The sequence below is a fragment of the Haliea sp. genome, assembly GCF_041395985.1.
In the GTDB taxonomy this organism is placed as follows: Bacteria; Pseudomonadota; Gammaproteobacteria; order Pseudomonadales; family Halieaceae; genus Haliea.
Window position 1 is genome coordinate 189,507 of the sequence record NZ_JAWKZJ010000007.1, and the last position, 16,378, is coordinate 205,884.

16 protein-coding genes and 2 pseudogenes are annotated in these 16,378 nt (G+C 61.9%); 9 read left to right on the forward strand and 9 right to left on the reverse strand.

Annotated features, from left to right (window positions below; genetic code table 11):
• Positions 1–6 precede the first annotated feature (6 nt).
• The 5 genes from R3E49_RS13970 (at position 7) to R3E49_RS13990 (ending at position 4,254) form a co-directional block, all read left to right on the forward strand.
• Complete coding sequence (locus R3E49_RS13970) at positions 7–924, forward strand: glutathione S-transferase family protein (protein ID WP_371295594.1); 918 nt, start codon at positions 7–9, stop codon at positions 922–924.
• A 21-nt stretch (positions 925–945) separates the two neighbouring features.
• Positions 946–1,407: a YkvA family protein gene (locus tag R3E49_RS13975; RefSeq protein WP_371295595.1), complete on the forward strand. Its 462-nt coding sequence runs from the start codon at positions 946–948 to the stop codon at positions 1,405–1,407.
• 122 nt (positions 1,408–1,529) lie between these two features.
• Entirely contained in the window at positions 1,530–2,627 is a 1,098-nt protein-coding gene (locus R3E49_RS13980) for an alkene reductase (protein WP_371295596.1), read from the forward strand.
• A gap of 69 nt (positions 2,628–2,696) precedes the next feature.
• Positions 2,697–3,857 carry a chromate efflux transporter gene (gene chrA, locus R3E49_RS13985; RefSeq protein ID WP_371295597.1) on the forward strand — a complete coding sequence of 387 codons (1,161 nt, stop codon included), beginning with the start codon at positions 2,697–2,699 and terminating at the stop codon, positions 3,855–3,857.
• 109 nt (positions 3,858–3,966) lie between these two features.
• Complete coding sequence (locus R3E49_RS13990) at positions 3,967–4,254, forward strand: ferritin-like domain-containing protein (protein WP_290737545.1); 288 nt, start codon at positions 3,967–3,969, stop codon at positions 4,252–4,254.
• Between the two features lie 32 nt (positions 4,255–4,286).
• Here the strand turns inward: R3E49_RS13990 and R3E49_RS13995 are convergent, their stop codons facing one another.
• Entirely contained in the window at positions 4,287–4,622 is a 336-nt protein-coding gene (locus R3E49_RS13995; protein WP_371295598.1) for a hypothetical protein, read from the reverse strand.
• Positions 4,623–4,803: 181 nt separating this feature from the next.
• Entirely contained in the window at positions 4,804–6,231 is a 1,428-nt protein-coding gene (locus tag R3E49_RS14000) for a DNA polymerase Y family protein (RefSeq protein WP_371295599.1), read from the reverse strand.
• A 202-nt stretch (positions 6,232–6,433) separates the two neighbouring features.
• Here R3E49_RS14000 and R3E49_RS14005 point away from each other — a divergent pair, with 202 nt between their 5' ends.
• Positions 6,434–8,314 carry a DUF885 family protein gene (locus tag R3E49_RS14005; protein ID WP_371295600.1) on the forward strand — a complete coding sequence of 627 codons (1,881 nt, stop codon included), beginning with the start codon at positions 6,434–6,436 and terminating at the stop codon, positions 8,312–8,314.
• A gap of 27 nt (positions 8,315–8,341) precedes the next feature.
• Here R3E49_RS14005 and R3E49_RS14010 read toward each other — a convergent pair whose 3' ends face one another.
• The 4 genes from R3E49_RS14010 to R3E49_RS14025 all read right to left on the reverse strand — a co-directional run bounded on the left by R3E49_RS14010 (position 8,342) and on the right by R3E49_RS14025 (position 11,019).
• On the reverse strand, positions 8,342–8,548 hold the full coding sequence (locus R3E49_RS14010; protein ID WP_371295601.1) for a DUF2788 domain-containing protein: 207 nt from the start codon (positions 8,546–8,548) through the stop codon (positions 8,342–8,344).
• A gap of 47 nt (positions 8,549–8,595) precedes the next feature.
• Positions 8,596–9,033: an OsmC family protein gene (locus R3E49_RS14015; protein WP_371295602.1), complete on the reverse strand. Its 438-nt coding sequence runs from the start codon at positions 9,031–9,033 to the stop codon at positions 8,596–8,598.
• A gap of 104 nt (positions 9,034–9,137) precedes the next feature.
• Entirely contained in the window at positions 9,138–9,866 is a 729-nt protein-coding gene (imuA, locus tag R3E49_RS14020; protein WP_371295603.1) for a translesion DNA synthesis-associated protein ImuA, read from the reverse strand.
• Between the two features lie 139 nt (positions 9,867–10,005).
• Positions 10,006–11,019 carry an AraC family transcriptional regulator ligand-binding domain-containing protein gene (locus tag R3E49_RS14025; protein ID WP_371295604.1) on the reverse strand — a complete coding sequence of 338 codons (1,014 nt, stop codon included), beginning with the start codon at positions 11,017–11,019 and terminating at the stop codon, positions 10,006–10,008.
• A 105-nt stretch (positions 11,020–11,124) separates the two neighbouring features.
• On the opposite strand from R3E49_RS14025, the gene R3E49_RS14030 reads away from it, so the two are divergent.
• The gene (locus R3E49_RS14030; RefSeq protein WP_371295605.1) at positions 11,125–12,336 is read left to right on the forward strand and encodes an alkane 1-monooxygenase; all 1,212 of its coding nucleotides are present in this window, start codon (positions 11,125–11,127) and stop codon (positions 12,334–12,336) included.
• Here the strand turns inward: R3E49_RS14030 and R3E49_RS14035 are convergent.
• From R3E49_RS14035 to R3E49_RS14045, 3 genes and pseudogenes are all read right to left on the reverse strand, one after another.
• Entirely contained in the window at positions 12,291–13,013 is a 723-nt protein-coding gene (locus R3E49_RS14035) for an NAD-binding protein (protein ID WP_371295606.1), read from the reverse strand. The genes R3E49_RS14030 and R3E49_RS14035 overlap by 46 nt on opposite strands.
• Before the next feature lie 21 nt (positions 13,014–13,034).
• Positions 13,035–13,238, reverse strand: a pseudogene (locus tag R3E49_RS14040) (integrase core domain-containing protein); the annotation flags it as partial.
• A 12-nt stretch (positions 13,239–13,250) separates the two neighbouring features.
• A complete protein-coding gene (locus tag R3E49_RS14045; protein WP_371295607.1) occupies positions 13,251–14,291 on the reverse strand; it encodes an IS110 family transposase in 1,041 nt (346 codons plus the stop codon).
• Between the two features lie 57 nt (positions 14,292–14,348).
• Between R3E49_RS14045 and R3E49_RS14050 the strand changes: the two are divergent.
• Both R3E49_RS14050 and R3E49_RS14055 read left to right on the forward strand, forming a co-directional pair.
• Positions 14,349–15,517, forward strand: a pseudogene (locus R3E49_RS14050) (IS256 family transposase).
• 69 nt (positions 15,518–15,586) lie between these two features.
• Positions 15,587–16,252 carry an IS30 family transposase gene (locus R3E49_RS14055; RefSeq protein WP_371295608.1) on the forward strand — a complete coding sequence of 222 codons (666 nt, stop codon included), beginning with the start codon at positions 15,587–15,589 and terminating at the stop codon, positions 16,250–16,252.
• Positions 16,253–16,378 lie beyond the last annotated feature (126 nt).

Genomic DNA, 16,378 nt, shown 5'->3' on the forward strand with positions numbered 1-16,378 from the left:
CAGTCTGTGTCAGAACTTATCCTGCATCACTACGCGCTGTCTCCCTTCAGCCAGAAGATTCGCAGCATGCTGGGCTATACCGGGCTGGCATGGCAGTCCGCCCTGACGCGAGAGATGCCACCGCGCCCCGGGCTGGCGCGCCTGGCGGGTGGCTACCGCAAGATTCCGGTGGCGCAATGTGGCGCCGATGTGTTCTGTGATTCACGCACCATCGCAGCTGAAATTGCCACCCTGGCAGGCAACCCGGCACTGGCGCTGGAAAACCTTGATGAGGAAGCCACTGCCTGGGCGGCGCGGGCAGATGGCGAGCTGTTTTTCCCCTGCGTGCTGACCGGCGGCACCCGTACACTGCAACGCAAGGTGCGGGAGCAGATGTCCTGGCTGGATATCGGGCGCTTCATGCTCGATCGACTGTCCATGGGCCGCAAGGCGGCGGTCAGGATGCCCGGGCGCAGCGAAGCGCGGGCGCTGGTGATGCAACACCTCGCCGCCATCGAGGCGCAGCTGCAGTCGCACTTCCTGTTCGGTGCCGAGCCCAATCACGCCGACTTCTCCACGTACCACGGCCTGTGGTTCATGCGGGAACTCGGTCAGTCGCCGTTGCTGGAGGACTTCCCGCGTACCCTTGCGTGGATGGCGCGCATGGGGCGCTTCGGCGTTGGCAGCCCTCACGAGATTACCGTGGATGAGGCCCTGCTGGCGGCCGCAGCGGCGGGGCCGCGTCCGATCCCGGCGGCACAGCGGCGCGGCGCGGATGTGGGCAAGCCAGTGCGCATTGCGCCGCAGGATTACGGCCAGACGCCGACGGATGGCGTGCTGGTGGGTGTTGCGGCCCAGCGCTGGATTCTGGCGCGCGAGGTGCCTGGCCTCGGCACTTTGCATGTACACTTTCCACGGCAGGGTTATACCCTCACGCGCGTGTAAGTACGGACAGACGAGCAGGCGATGGATGACAGGAATACAACCCGGCTGAAGCAAAGCCGCGCCTACGCCCGCGCCAGCCGTCGGGCGCGGGTGGTTATGGAGCAGCCGGGTGGGTTGTCGGCGCTGGCGGCGTCCGCCGGCAAGAAGGCGGCGGCCCGCAGCGGCGCGCTTGCCGGGATCTGGCAGTCGGTCCAGGATGCCCTGCGGCTGGTGCGCGCCTATGCCAGCGGCACTTACCGGGAGATACCGTGGCAGTCATTGCTGATGCTGGTGGCCGCTGTGGTGTACTTCGTCATGCCGGTGGATGCCGTGCCCGACATACTGCTGGGCTTTGGTTTGCTGGATGATGCGGCGATCTTGGGCTGGACACTGCGCACGCTGGACGGTGACCTCAAACGCTTCCGCGCCTGGGAGGCACGCAACGAACCCGCGGCGTCCGCTCCCGGCGCTGACCGAAGTGCGGCGGGGTATACCGATATCTGAAACGCAGGTACGCTCGCAGTACTGCCAATCTATTGAACCAGCGGTCGATGATGCGCCTGCAAGCGCGACACATTTGATCGTCGCTGGCTACCATGCAGGCTTCACGCCGACAGGACTCCACTATGACACTGGCCATGCTCCACCCCGTTCGCCTCGGGGCGATAGAACTTAAAAACCGCATCATCATGGCGCCCATGACCCGTGCCCGTGCGCCCTCCCGCGTGCCCACGCCGTCGATGGCCGAATACTACCGTCAGCGGGCAGGTGCGGGCCTGATCATCACCGAGGCGACGCAGATCTCACAACAGGGCACGGGTACCCTCGCCACACCGGGGATTCACACGCCGGAGCAGATTGCGGGTTGGCGCGCGGTCACAGAGGCGGTGCATGGCGCTGGCGGCCGCATCATCTGCCAGATATGGCACTGCGGGCGCGTGTCGCACAGTGTATTCCAGAAAGACGGCGCAGCACCCGTGGCGCCCTCCGCGGTACGGGGAACCATTCGCACCTTCACGGAAGAAGGCTTTGTGCCGACATCGCAGCCGCGCGCACTCACACTGGATGAAATCCCCGCCGTGGTGAACGACTTTCGCCAGGCCGCCCGCAATGCCCTGGACGCGGGCTTTGACGGCGTACAGATCCACGGCGCCAACGGTTATCTCATCGATCAGTTCCTGCGCGATGGGGTTAACCAGCGCGAGGATCGTTACGGTGGCAGTATCGAGAACCGTTGCCGGTTTTTGCTGGAGGTCACGGACGCCGTCATCGACGAGGTGGGCGCGGACCGCACCGCGGTGCGCCTGTCACCCTTCTCGACCACCTGGGATTGTCATGACAGCCAGCCGGCACCGCTGTTCCAGCATGCCATCGCGCAACTTGAGCCGCGCGGCCTGGCGTTTCTGGAAATTGTTGAGCGTGTCTATGAATCCTCCGTCAGCGGCAGTGCCGTAGAAGTACAGGAGGGTTTCGGCATTGATGACCTGCGGGCGGTCTATCGCGGCCCGCTGGTGCTGAATGGCGGCTACAACCGCGAACGCAGCGAAGCGGTGCTGGCGGCGGGCGGTGCGGCGGCGGTGTCCATTGCGCGGCCCTATATGTTCACGCCCGACCTGGTGGAGCGGTTTGCGATCGACGCGCCGCTCAATCCTCCGGGGGACGACGCCGCGGTCTACGGCGGCGGCGATGCGGGTTATATCGATTTTCCGACTCTGCAGGGCTGACGGCGGCCCTGTGGGCTCTGTCGCCACTGGGTGACCGTCGTTTGTGCTAGAGCGGTGCAGGGGAGCTGAATGGCAGCGGTGTTTGACGTGTTCTGGCGCTTTCTGCTGCTCGGCTGTGTCAGCTTTGGCGGGCCGGCGGCGCACATCGGCTATTTCCAGCAGGTTTTTGTCCAGCGTTTGCACTGGTTGAGCGCCGCTGACTACGCGCAGCTGGTCGCCCTGAGCCAGTTCCTGCCCGGGCCGGGGTCCAGCCAGGTCGGCTTTGCGCTGGGTCACCGGCGCGCCGGATTGCCGGGTGCACTGGCGGCATTTATCGGATTTACGCTGCCGTCCTTTTTGCTCATGCTGGGCGTGGCCCTGTTTGCAGCGCAGTTTGCCGAGGCCGGCTGGCTGGATGGCCTGGTGCGGGGCCTGAAGCTCCTGGCCGCGGTGGTGGTGGCAGAGGCGGTGCGCAGTATGGCGGGGATGTTCTGCCGTCACTGGCTGGGGGCCGCGCTCGCGGTTGCCACGGGTCTGTTGCTGCTGTGGAGTACGGCGGCGTGGTTACCGTATCTGGCGCTGCTGGCGGCTGCCCTGTTGGGGGCCGCAGTGCTGCCTGCGCAGGTCGATCCGGCGGCGCGGCCACCCGCAGCTGTGGGGCCGCGCTGGCCACCGCTGGTCGTGTTTTTCCTGCTGTTCGCGCTGCTGCCCGTGCTGGCCGATGTCAGCGCGGAGTGGCGGCTGTCCAGTCAGTTCTATCACAGCGGCAGCCTGGTGTTTGGCGGTGGCCACGTGGTGTTGCCCCTGCTGCAGCAGCAGGTGGGTGACGCGTTGGGCGAGGACCGTTTTCTGCTGGGGTATGCCGCGGCGCAGGCGGTGCCCGGGCCGATGTTTTCCCTGGCGGCATTCCTCGGAGCTGAACTGCTGCCTGCGAGGCCGGTATGGGGTGCCTTGTTGGCCACCCTGGCGATTTTCCTGCCGGGATTTCTGCTGGTGTTGGGTTTGCAGACGGCCTGGCGCGCGGTGGCGGCACGCCCGCGCGTGCTGGGCCTGGTCGCGGGGGTCAATGCGGCGGTGGTGGGTCTGCTTGCTGCCGCCTGGGTGAACCCGATTGCCGGCAGTGCCCTGCACGGCTGGCTGGATGTGCTGCTGGTCTCGGCGGGCTGGGCAGTGCTGCTGCGCTGGCGCCCGCCGATACTGGTGCTGGTGGCGGGGTTTGCCGGCATCGGCCTGCTGATGGGGGCCGCATGAGCTGCTGTCGCAGGCCGCGCTTTGGCACTGGCCCCATCCCGCGTTACACTGGCCGAACATGGTTGTGAGCAGCGTTTGCTGTTGTCTTTAACTCTACAGGAAGCCCATTATGTCCAACGAAGGTTATCACGAACCCATTGCTGAACTGAGTGACGAGACCCGCGATATGCACCGCGCTATCGTGTCCCTGATGGAAGAGCTGGAGGCGGTGGATTGGTACAACCAGCGTATGGATGCCTGCAAGGATCCGGAGCTCAAGGCGATACTGCGACACAATCGCGATGAGGAAAAAGAGCACGCGGCCATGGTACTGGAGTGGATTCGCCGGCGTGACCCGGTGATGGATAAAGAGCTCAAGGACTATCTGTTTACCGACAAGACCATCGCGCACGAGTAAGCCGGCAGCGTCCCTGGCTGCCGGCGCGGCAGTCAGGGCATTGAAATGCCCATCAGCTGCCATTCACCCGTCTGGTCATCGTGTTCTGTGTAGCGGTATTTGACCTTCGCGCCATCGGGCGCGTTTTCGATCATGGCGTTCTTGGGCTCCTTGAACTGGATGCGGTTGCGGCGCTCAAGCTGGCACTTGCTGCCGGATTCAGCCCTTTGCGATGAATGGAACGCCACATAGACGTCGCGCCCCATCTGTTCGGCCTTTTTCTTGTCCACGGTCCCTTCCAGGATGCAATCCTGTGTCACTTCTGCGACGCTGACTACGGAAAACAGGGGCAGGCTGGCGATGATCAGTGCCTTGCTGATGAACTTCATGGTGTACCTCCTTGCGGCGTTTCCCAACGCCATTGTTATAGTGGCAGGCAACTGTGCCGCAACCTGCGTGATCATGTACTTAGCTTAGAGCGAATACTGCCTGTTCATCTATCGCTGTCACCTCAATGTCACAATAAATTCACATTTGTAGTGTAGGCGGTATTGCGCAGACGCGGGGGTTTCAGGCAAACAGGCCGTGCAGGTACCAGCAGCGCTGGCGGCGGTCGTGGAAAAGCCAGTAATACTGACCGCCACGGCCCCGTGCAATGTAGTAGTCGCGGCTGACAGGCTGTTGCCACCAGAGGTCCTCGATGCGCTCGGGGCCCCCCACCAGCTGCAGTCGCCCTCCCCAGTACAGTTCGCCACCATTGCGGCGCGGCAGGGGCTGTGGTTCGGGCAGCAGCCAGAATGGCCGGTGTGCACCCGTGGGTGCTGTTGTGGGCACCTCGCCGGGGTCGGTGCTCACATGCAGGGCGCGTTCCGGCAGGTGTTCATCGCGACAGCCAATGGCGCATATCGCCTGCAGGCCCAGCCGGCTGCGCAGTCGGTCCAGCAGGGCATGCAGGGGTTCGCGCTGGTTGCGCGGACTGAACAGGTCGATGTCTGCGCTGTGCCCGGCGAGCAGTTCATGGCACTCCAATACCAGCCCTTCGATGCCGGTGCGCAACGTGAGGGTGTCCAGCTGCAGGCGGGTGAGCTGGTACCAGGTGCTCCAATCGCTGTGACGACTGCTGCTGCGCACTTGCAGGCTCCGGGACTGGCGGTCCACGGCCACCAGCCGCCAGTCGATGCACCCACTTTGCAGCTGTGTCTGGCGCAGGAAACCGCACAGTGCATGCAGTAACTGCTCCACGGCAGGCAGCAGTTCCGCCGTGTTTTTTACCTCATAGCCGAACCAGTACTGGTCGCTGAACTGCTGTGGCGGCTGATAATCCGGCTCAAGGTCGTTTTCCCGGCCGGTTACCTGACGCAGGTAGTGTACGAACGGCTGCCCGCAGCGGCGCGTGAGCGCTGCCTCGGGCAGGTCCAGTACGTCGGCGAAACGGCGCAGCCCGGCGCGTTCCAGTGCTGCGACAGCTTTCGGGAATTCGTCCAGCAGGCCCAGGGGCAGGTTGCCGATGCGTTCCTGCCAGGCCTCGGTGTGGCGCGTGTCACAGCCTTCCTCATGAAACGATAGCAGCCAGGCGGCCTTGGGTGTGGGTGCGAGTCCGGCCTCGACCTGGTAGCCGCGGGCCTGCAGGGCGCGCTGTACCTCCTGCAGCAGGTTGTTCAGGCCGCGGTGCAGGGTGAGGCAACTGCCAATTTCCAGTTGCAGGCAGTCGTCTCGCCAGGTGTACAGGCGCGGGCTGACACTGTAAGCCCAGCAGCATAACTGTTGCAGGCAGTCCTGCTCGAGGGCACGGTTGCGGGGCAAAAGCTGTACGGGCAGGTCCTGCGCCAGTGCGCGCACGCTGGCGGTTGTCATGCCGGCCCGCACACCCAGGCTGCTGGCGCAGTCGTTGGCGCGCAGCACACGCTGCTGCTCCAGCACCACGACGGGCTGTGTTTCGTCCAGTGTCTGGCACTGCACTGGCAGCTGTGGAAAGCGCAGGCACAGCCAGAGGCTCACAGGACCTCCGGGCGCAGGTGCAGAAATGGGAGGGGCAGATACCCCAGACTAATGCTGTGCATATATACAGTATTGCGCAGCCCCCGGCCCCCTGTCCAGCCCGAAGTATGTTTGGCCTTGGCGGCCAATTCCGTCATCATGGCGCCCATTTCCTGCACCCGGCGGGTCGCGGGAGCCCCTTTTCACCATTATTGAGGTTGCAATGACACTACAGAAATACAAGCTTGCCGTGCTGCCCATGGCGCTTTCCACACTGTTGGTAGCCTGCTCGCGCGATGAAGCGCCTGAACAGGCTGCCGCGCCAGAGGTTGTTGATGTCGCCGCCGTGACACCGGACGCCGTGCCGGAAGCCGCCGAGACGGCAGCATTTCGCACCTACCTTGAGGAAAACTATGCGGTGGATATGGCGCGCCTGCCGTATACCGCCAGTTACCGGGGAATCAAGACCAACCACGACCAGTGGGATCCCGTATCCGAAGAGTTCCTCGATGAAACCCTGGCGATCAACGAGGCCCGGTTGCAGCAGCTGGCTGACTTCGACCGCGCAGCGCTGTCACCCGCGGAGCAGATCTCCTACGACCTTTACAGGCTTGACCTGGAACGGCGCATTGCCGCGGATCGCTTCCGTCACCACCAGTTCGTGATTGACCAGTACCGCGGCCCCCATACCGAGGCGGCGAGCAGGTTGGTGAATATTCATCGCGTGGGTGATCTGGCGGACGCAGAAGCCTATATCGGGCGCCTGAATAACATCGCAGTCTGGTTTGATCAGGTGATCGAGCAGATGGCCATCCGCACCGAGAAGCAGCTGCTGCTGGCCGACTGGCAGTATCCGCAGATCATTGAGGCGGCGCGCAACGTGATTCAGGGGGCGCCTTTTACCGATGAAGGGGGTGACTCCACGCTGTGGGCCGACTTCCAGGGCAAGGTCAATGCGCTGGACATCATCCCGGAGCAGCGCGCGCGCCTGCTGGCCGAGGCACGCAAGGCCCTGCTGGAGTCAGTGCAGCCGGCCTACGAGCGCCTGATTGCTGCGGTTGAAGCGCAATCCGCGCTGGCCAGCGGTGACGACGGGGTGTGGAAGTTCGATAACGGCGAAGCCTTCTACGCGGAACGCCTGCGCTGGTTTACCACGACTGACCTCAGCGCCGAGCAGGTGCACGCCATTGGCCTGCGGGAAGTTGCCCGCATTCATGACGCCATGCGTGAGGTGATGCAGGCGGTGGCGTTCGATGGCGACCTGCGGGCGTTCTTCGAGTTCATGCGCAATCACCCGCAGTTCTACTACCCGAACACAGAAGAGGGGCGCGCGCAGTACCTGGCGCAGGCCGAGGCGGCGATTGATGCCATGTACAAGCGGCTACCGGAGCAGTTTGGCCTGCTGCCGCAGGCGGATCTGGTGGTCAAGCGTGTGGAGGCCTTTCGCGAACGCTCGGCAGGCAAGGCTTTCTACAATGGGCCACCGACGGATGGCTCGCGCCCCGGCATCTATTACGCCAACCTGTATGACATGAACAGCATGCCGATCTACCAGCTGGAGGCCCTGGCCTATCACGAAGGCGTGCCGGGCCACCACATGCAGCGCGCCCTGTCGGCTGAGCGGGAAAACCTGCCGGAATTCCAGCGCTATGCCAGCTTTACCGCCTTCACGGAAGGCTGGGCGCTGTACACGGAGGAACTGGCCAGCGACATGGACATGTATTCGGATGCCTATTCCGAGTTTGGTCATCTGGCCATGGAGCTCTGGCGCGCCTGCCGGCTGGTCGTGGACACCGGCCTGCACAGCAAGCGCTGGACGCGGGAAGAGGCCATTGAGTATCTCGTTGAGAACACGCCGAATTCGCGTTACGACTCCACCAAGGCGATTGAGCGTTACATCGCCATGCCGGGCCAGGCCACGGCGTATATGATTGGCAAGCTGCGGATTCTGGAGCTACGGGAGAAAGCCCGTGCGGCGCTGGGTGAGCAGTTTGATATCCGCGCGTTTCATGACGAGATGCTCAGGCATGGTCCGGTATCCCTGTCCATTCTGGAGCAGAACATAGAGCGCCTGGTGGCCGATACGCTGGCGGCAAAGGCCTGACGCAGGCACCCTGTTCGCCGGCGTCGCTCAGACGCCGGCGTTCTCCAGCAGCCAGGTTATGATGACCTTGATCAGGAAGCCAAAGATTCCCATCGCCAGCCCCACGTACAGCATGATGGTGCCGAACCTGCCGGCATTACTGCGTTTCGCCAGATCCCAGACGATGAAAACCATGAATGCGATGAGCGCGCCAACGCCCAGAGTGACGCCGTAGTCGCTTAACCACTGGTCCACGCCGGGCTACTCGCTGTTTACAGCAGGCAAGCGTTCAGCGGCGCTGTTCAAGCGGCTGTGTCGACGCTGGCGTGCAAGTGCATGTTGCTGTTCAGAGAGTTGCTCACCAGGCAGTTGGCTTCCGCTTTTTCCAGCAGTTGTTTGGCCCGTTCGGCGTCGGTGCCCGCAGGCACGGTGAGCTGTGCGGTGACGGTAATGTCGGTAAAGCGTGTGACGCGGTCAACGCGGTCCAGCGTGCCTTCGGCGCTGCACTGCAGTGCCACCCAGTCCAGCTTGGACGCGCGGGCAATGGCGCGGAACGTGAAAATAAAGCAGTCGGTCACGGCTCCAACCAGCAAGGCCTCCGGAGACCAGTTGCCACCGGGCCCGCCAAACTCCTTGGGTGGTGCGGTGTCCAGCGCCGGGACGTCCTCGCCGGACAGTGTGACGCTGCCTTCAGCTGTGGCTGTAGCGGCAACCCGGTAGTGGTGAGGAAATTCCTGCATGCGCGTTCTCCGTGACAAGGCTGTACAAAGATGACTTCCCGAGGGCAGTTCATCCACAGGCCCCTATGCTAGCGGTCAGCCAGTCGGGAAACAATTGACCTGCCTCAACCGGCACTCATTGCGCTGCTGCCCGCCACGGTGGCGGGCCAGGCCGGCAGTTCCCACAGCTGTGGCTGGTGCGGCAGTTCGTCGCTGGGTGACAGGTTCACATCCACCTGCTGCTGGCCGCCGCGCTGTTTGAGGATATGCACCTTGCGGTATTCGCGCATTTGCAGGCGCAGGCCCACGGGCGAGCTTTCCGCAGCGGCCTGCTGTGAACGAAACAGTACACACAGGGTGTCGCTGTCCGCTGCGGCCAGTTGCAGTTTGCGCAGCTCGCTGTAGCGGTACTGGCTGTTGCCCAGCCAGCTGAAAACAGCGCTGCAGGTGCTGCTGCGCAAGGCCTGTTCAATGCTCCAGAGCAGGTCCTCGCGGCTGCGGGGGTGCACCAGCAGCACCTGCTGTGTGTCAATACCGCGGGCGGCCAGCAGGGGCGCATAGGGCGTCCAGGGGGGGGCGATAAACGCCTGCCAGCGCCCCTGCGCGCTGAGCCGCTCCATGGCGGGCAGGAACAGGCCCATGGCCCCCATGCCGGAGCTGTCGCTAAGCACTTCGACGGCAGTGGCTTCCGGCCACCCGCCCTGCAGCAGTGCAGCATCCAGCGCCCGGTAGCCTGTTTCCAGGCCACCGCTGTGGGCATCGCTGTTGGCTGAGTGTGGTAGCCCGCCGAAGTGACCGCTGCGTCCGCGCCAGGTATCGCGGCGGAGAATAACCTGTTCCAGTGCTTCGTTCATGATGGCTTGCCTCCGAAGATTCTCCTACTGTATGCATGTACAGTAGTTGCCCTCCGAAGGGAATGCAAGTGAATCTGCTGGCTGGTGACAGAGGGGTAGCCTGAACCTGCCTGTCTGGGCGACAGGTCGACACGTTGTACTACTGTCTTCGCCAGACGGATGGCGACAGGCCAAACCAGCGGCGGAAGGCGCGGCCGAAATTGGCCTGTTCCCGGTAGCCCAGAATGTCTGCCACATCGGCCACGCTGTAGCGCGCATCGCGCAGCAGTTCTGCGGCGCAGTTCTGGCGCAGCTGTTCCAGAATGTCGCGATAGCTCGCCCCGTCCTGTTGCAGGTGGCGGATCAGGGTGCGTGGCGTGAGGTGCAGGTGGTCTGCCAGCTGCGCCAGTGTCGGCGGCGGGGCAGGCTGCAGGCGACTGGCCTCGAAGTGGCTGCGCAGCAGCATCTGTACCCGCTGTGACGCACCCATCTGGCTGGACCTGCCCGCCAGGGTATCCTGGCAGCGCGCGAGGTTACTGCGGTATACCGCTTCGTCGTACAGGGGCGAGGGCAGGGGCAACCACGTGGCGGGTACCGACAACGAGGCGACTGGCGCAGCAAACTGCACCCGGGCCGCATAACAGGCCGCCAGCGCCTGTGGATCCCGTGGCGCTGCACCGCTGAACGCCAGTATCACGTTGTCCCCCACCGGGTGACCGAGGATGGCGCTGAGCAATGATTCCAGCACTTTGAACACAATGGCCTCGATCCAGTGGGCAAACAGCGGGTCACCGGTTTCATCCTGCATCGTGAGTAAAAAGCGGTCTGCCTGTGTTGCGGTGGTCACTGTCACCGTGGTGATGCGCACCGCGGTGTAGCGCGCCATGACATCCAGCGCCGCGCCCAGCGTCGGCGCGCTCAACGCAGCGAAGCCCAGTGGCCCGTGTGCCGCCATGCTGAACTGTTCGCCGAGCTCGGCAGGCCAGGCAGGTTGCGCCTGCTGGTGGGCGAAGTTGCGAAACAGGCGCGCCAGCAGGCGCCAGTCGATGTAGTCCTCACGTGCCAGCTGCGCTGCATTCAGGCCAGTGCCCTCCAGCAGCAGCGGCAGCGGGCAGCGGTCCGAGTGCAGCAGCAGGCGAGCGTAGGTGGCAGATACGTCCAGCGTGCGGGTCACAGGGCACCAGATGTCATTAAATGACTAATGATATGTCATTTAATGAAAGTCTGCCCGGGCCGCTCCCGTACTACACTGCGTGCAAATAACAGTAAGGATAGAGCAATGAGCGTCACCTACCGGCTGCAACACCCCGAGCAGGGGTTGATTGAATACACCGACCACAAGCGCTACCTGTGGATGTCGTCCCTCTTAATGCCGCTGTTCCCCCTGTTGGGCGTCGGCCTGTATTTTTACTGGGGCTCCGAATGGCTGCTGCTGGTGCCGCTGCTGTTCTCCTATCTGGTGATTCCCGTGCTGGATTACGCACTGGGTTCCGACACCAACAACCCGCCCGAGGAGATCGTGCCGCAGCTGGAGGACGATCGCTATTACCGGCTGCTCACCTGGTTCACAGTGCCCATGCACTTTGTGGTACTCATCGTCATTGCCTGGTTCGTGGGCACCCAGCCACTCAGTGCCTGGTCAGTGATTGTCATGGCAATCACCGCCGGCAGCTACAGTGGCCTCGGCATCAACACTGCCCATGAGCTGGGGCACAAGAAGCCGGAACTGGAGCGGCTGCTGGCCAAGATCGTGCTGGCGGTGCCGGCCTATGGCCACTTCTGCATTGAGCACAACCGCGGCCACCACCGCGATGTGGCGACGCCTGAGGATCCTGCCAGCGCTCGCATGGGCGAATCCATCTACCGGTTTGTCTGGCGCGAGATCCCCGGTGCTTTCCGGCGCGGCTGGGCGGTTGAGAGCGAGCGCCTGCAACGCCTTGGCAAAAGCCCCTGGAGCCTGCACAACGATATCCTGCAGTCCTTCGCCATCAGCCTGCTGCTGCAGGGTGGACTGTTACTGGCCTTCGGCTGGGTGATGGTGCCGTTCCTGGCTGTACACAATGTCTGGGCCTGGTTTCAGCTGACCAGCGCCAACTACATCGAACACTATGGCCTGTTGCGCCAGCGCGAGGCCAATGGCCGCTACGAGCGCTGCCAGCCGCACCACAGCTGGAACGCGAATTATATCTTCAGCAATATCGTGCTGTTTCACCTCGAGCGCCACTCCGATCATCACGCGAATCCCACCCGGCGCTACCAGAGTCTGCGCAATTTCGCTGACATTCCCGAGTTGCCCAACGGCTATTACGGCATGTATCTGCTCGCCTACATTCCGTGGCTCTGGTACCGGGTCATGGACCCTCGCCTGTTGGCCCTGCCGCATATCCGCGGCGACCTGAGCAAGGTCAATATCGATCCTCGCCACCGGGCGGCTATCGAAGCCCGTTACGGCGATGCCTCCGCGGCGGTGGACGTAGCCTCCGCGGGCTGAGCCTCCTCCAGCACATTGACCGTGCGGTCAGCCAGCCCGATGCCGGCCTGGTTCATGGTGAGGTAGGTGTGCGTCGCCCCGGCGTCGGTGATGCGCTCGACGTGATCTTCGTGCAGCGCGTGGGAGATGATCGGCCCGGTGAATCCCTTGGCGCGCAGGCTGCGCGCCGCTACCACCTTGGAGCCGATGTCATCCATGGCCAGTACCGCGGCCTTGATCTGACTGATATCCACACCGCGCCAGAAGTTGCTGTCCTCGGCATCGGCAAACACCACGTTGCGGCCGGCCTCCGCGTGAGCCCGTGCCTTGTAGGTATCGCCATCCAGCCCGGCGGGTTGCAGCCCCTGTTTTTTCAGCTGATCGTAGGCGGCGGTGCCGGTGCGGCCCATACCGAAAATCAACACGTCCGCATCCCCCAGGCTGGTGGGCTGCTCGTCGGGGTGTATGGTGATGCGCTCAAAGGGCTGCAGACGGGGTTCCAGGCGCGCGTAAAGGCGATGAGCCGTGCGGTTCAATGGCGCCGCGATGACGAAGGAGACCGACACGGCTATGGCCAGCGGCACAATCCACTCGGGCAGCAGTATCCCGGCGACGATGAGGCCGAACTCACTGTAGGCGGTCAGGCTGATGGCGGCGAGGAACGAGGTGCGCGCGCGCAGGCGGAACGCCGTGAGCAACAGGAAGAACAGCTGTAGTGGTCAACTAATCCCGGACAGTAGTTTAGGATTTTCCTCTGCTTCAGCAGGGGGTAATCCGTCGTTGTATTGATGCGGTCGCTGCCAGTTGTAGTAGCCCATCAGGTATTGGCCAATATCCTGCTTGGCGTCGGTCAGCGATGTATATCCCGTAGCGGGCACCCACTCAGATTTCAGGCTGCGCAGGAGACGCTCCATCGGAGCGTTGACGCTCCTATGTCAAGAAACGGCCTGTAGCTCACTCAGCTCCGCAGTAATTATCGGATACAACTCTCTAGCAATATATCGCTTCAGACAACGATGAATCTCTTTGGTAGAAAGCCCTTCCCCTGTGCGTCGTTGTACATAAACCCTTGTTCTGGGATCACTACGCATGCGAACCATGGCGATGGTCCAAAGTGCATTGTTCGCTGCCCTGCTTCCCCCTCGGTTTAGACGGTGTCGAACGGTTTTACCTGATGATGCTGGGAGCGGGTTCACACCGCATAGCGCCGCAAGAGAAGCTTCACTCTTCAGGCGATCTGGATTATCGCCGGCAACAGAAAGGAGAGTCGCAGCAGTATTGGGCCCAACCCCAAACCGGGATCGCAGTTTGCTCGCATGGATTCTTGTTAAGCGATCTAGTTCTGCATCCAGGTGGGCCACTTCTTTCGACAGAAACTGCCATCTCTTGGCGATGGATTTCAGAGCAACGGCAAGTGTCGATAAGTGGGGGGTGATACCCAGCCCACGCATTCTCAAACAGGCATTTACGCAGTCCTGGGCTTTAACCCGCCATAATTTCTCACGCACGTCCTGTGGCGCACTGACCAGCAATGCGCGAATCTGGTTTATCGCTTGCGTTCTAGCTTTCACAGCGCTTCGTCTGGCAACTGAAGCAATCCGCATTGCTTCACATGCTCCCGAGTGATTCTTCGGTGTTGCCGTAGCCGTACCTGATAAAACTGCCCTGGCTGCATTCTCTGCATCAGTGGGGTCGGATTTACCTTGTAGCCGTCTCTTTGCCCGATCCGACCGGTTAACTTCAAAAACTGTTATCCCATGTCCTTTTAGCGCGTCGGCCAATGCAGCCCCATAGGTGCCTGTTCCCTCAACACCCGCACGCCGAATATGGCCCAATGAAGATGCCCAATCAATGAGATCTAAATACCCTGTTGAGCTAACTGAGATAGATCGAGTGCCAAGCAACGTGAATTCAATTTGTAAGGTAGTGCACCATTCTTTCTGTAATTTTCCGGTGGCGTTGAAGAGCTGAGCCACCCGGTTATCCTTTCGATTGTGAATTTGGCGATTTACAAATCTAGAGGAAAAAACTGAATGGCTCAGCAATCACAGGATAGTGCGATTTACGATGCAGTGGAACTGCTCAAGGACAATGGATTCGACGGGGTTGCCGAGGCAGTCACCGTGCTGATGAACGCCGCGATGGTGGTGGAGCGCAGCGAATACCTCGGGGCCAGGCCCTACGAGCGCTCAGACGACCGCCGTGGCTACGCCAATGGCTTCAAGGGCAAGACCGTCAAGACCAGACTCGGGGAATTGCCGCTGAAGGTGCCGCAGACCCGGGACTGTGAGTTCTACCCCCAGAGCCTGGAGAAGGGATTGCGTTCGGAGCGGGCGTTGCTGCTCTCCATCGCGGAGATGTACGTCCAAGGGGTCTCCACGCGCCGCGTGAAGCGGATCGTCGAGGAGCTGTGCGGCATGGACGTCAGCTCCACTCAGGTATCACGGGCCGCTGCTGAACTGGACGAGTTGTTGACCGCGTGGCGCGAGCGCGACCTGGGACGCTATCGCTACGTGGTGCTGGACGCCCAGTACGAGAAGGTCCGCCAGGGTGGCCAGGTGCTCGATGCCGCCGTGCTGATCGCCTGTGGCGTGGATGCCGAGGGTCGGCGGGATATCCTTGGCTGCTCCGTGTCCCTGTCCGAGGCGGAGGTGCATTGGCGAGCCTTCCTGAGCTCGTTGAAGGACCGAGGGCTGTATGGCGTCGAGTTGATTGCCAGCGACGCCCACGAGGGCTCCAGGCGGCCCGCAGGGCGGTGTTCCCCAGCGTGCCATGGCAACGGTGCCAGTTCCATCTGCAACAGAACGCGGGGCAGTATGTACCTTCAGTGGCAATGCGTTCACCTCTTGCAGCGGATATCCGGGCGATCTTCAACGCCCCAGATCAGCATGAAGCCGAGCGCCTGTTGGAAATGTTTGTGGAGCGCTACCAGAAGACGGCGCCGAAGCTGGCGAACTGGGCCGAGGAGGCACTGCCGCAGGGCTTCACCGTGTTCAGCCTACCGCCCGCCCATCGGCGCAGGCTGCGGACCACGAACCTGGTAGAGCGATTGAATGAGGAAATCCGCCGGCGAACCCGTGTGGCCCGGCTGTTCCCCAACGAGGCATCTTGCCTGCGACTGGTGTCGGCGGTACTGATGGAAATTGCTGAGGACTGGCAGACCGCTGAGAAGCGGTACGTCATTTGTAAGTGCAACTCTTGACGAGTTGGTTAGAGGGCAAGCTGCTGTACTATTGAGCTTTCTCTCACCGACCAAAGTTAGAGGAGCACAATGAAATACAAACAGCTTACCCAAGAAGAACGATACCAAATTTCAGCCTTGTTGAAAGCAAATCATGATCGATCCGAGATAGCCATGATATTGGGGCGTAACAAATCGACCATCAGCCGCGAAATTCGGCGCAATACAGGGTTGCGAGGCTATCGCCCGAAACAGGCTCAGCGCTTGGCTGAAGAACGCCGTGTGGCGAAAAGCAAGCCCCGTATTAACAGTGAGACCTGGATCGCTGTCGAGTACCTGCTTACCCTCGATTGGAGCCCAGAACAGATCAGCCTTTGGCTCAAGACATTCTGTAGAGTTTCTATCAGTCATGAATGGATTTACCAGTTTGTCCTCCAGGACAAAGCCAATGGCGGGGACCTTTTTAAACACTTACGCTGCCAGAAACAGCGCCGCAAACGTTATGGCAGTTACAACCGTCGAGGTCAGTTGATCGACCGCGTCAGCATCGATGAGAGACCCGCCGAGGTTGATTTACGTTCCCGTATTGGCGATTGGGAGCTCGACACAATTATTGGCAAAGGCCATCAGCAAGCGATCGTCTCTCTGACTGAGCGTAAATCACGCTTCACGCTGATACAGAAGGTGGAGCGTAAAACAGCACAGCTCGTTTCCAATGCCATTATACCTGCGCCATTTATCGCTGCTGCCACATGAATATCCAGGTGGGTATCAACCCCCAGGATGACTTCGCTATCGATGTGTTTCCCTCGCATGGGTCTGCCTCCTGATTATCGGGGCATCACCAGTTCTGGTCGCAGGACAGGACACTCACGGTGCAGT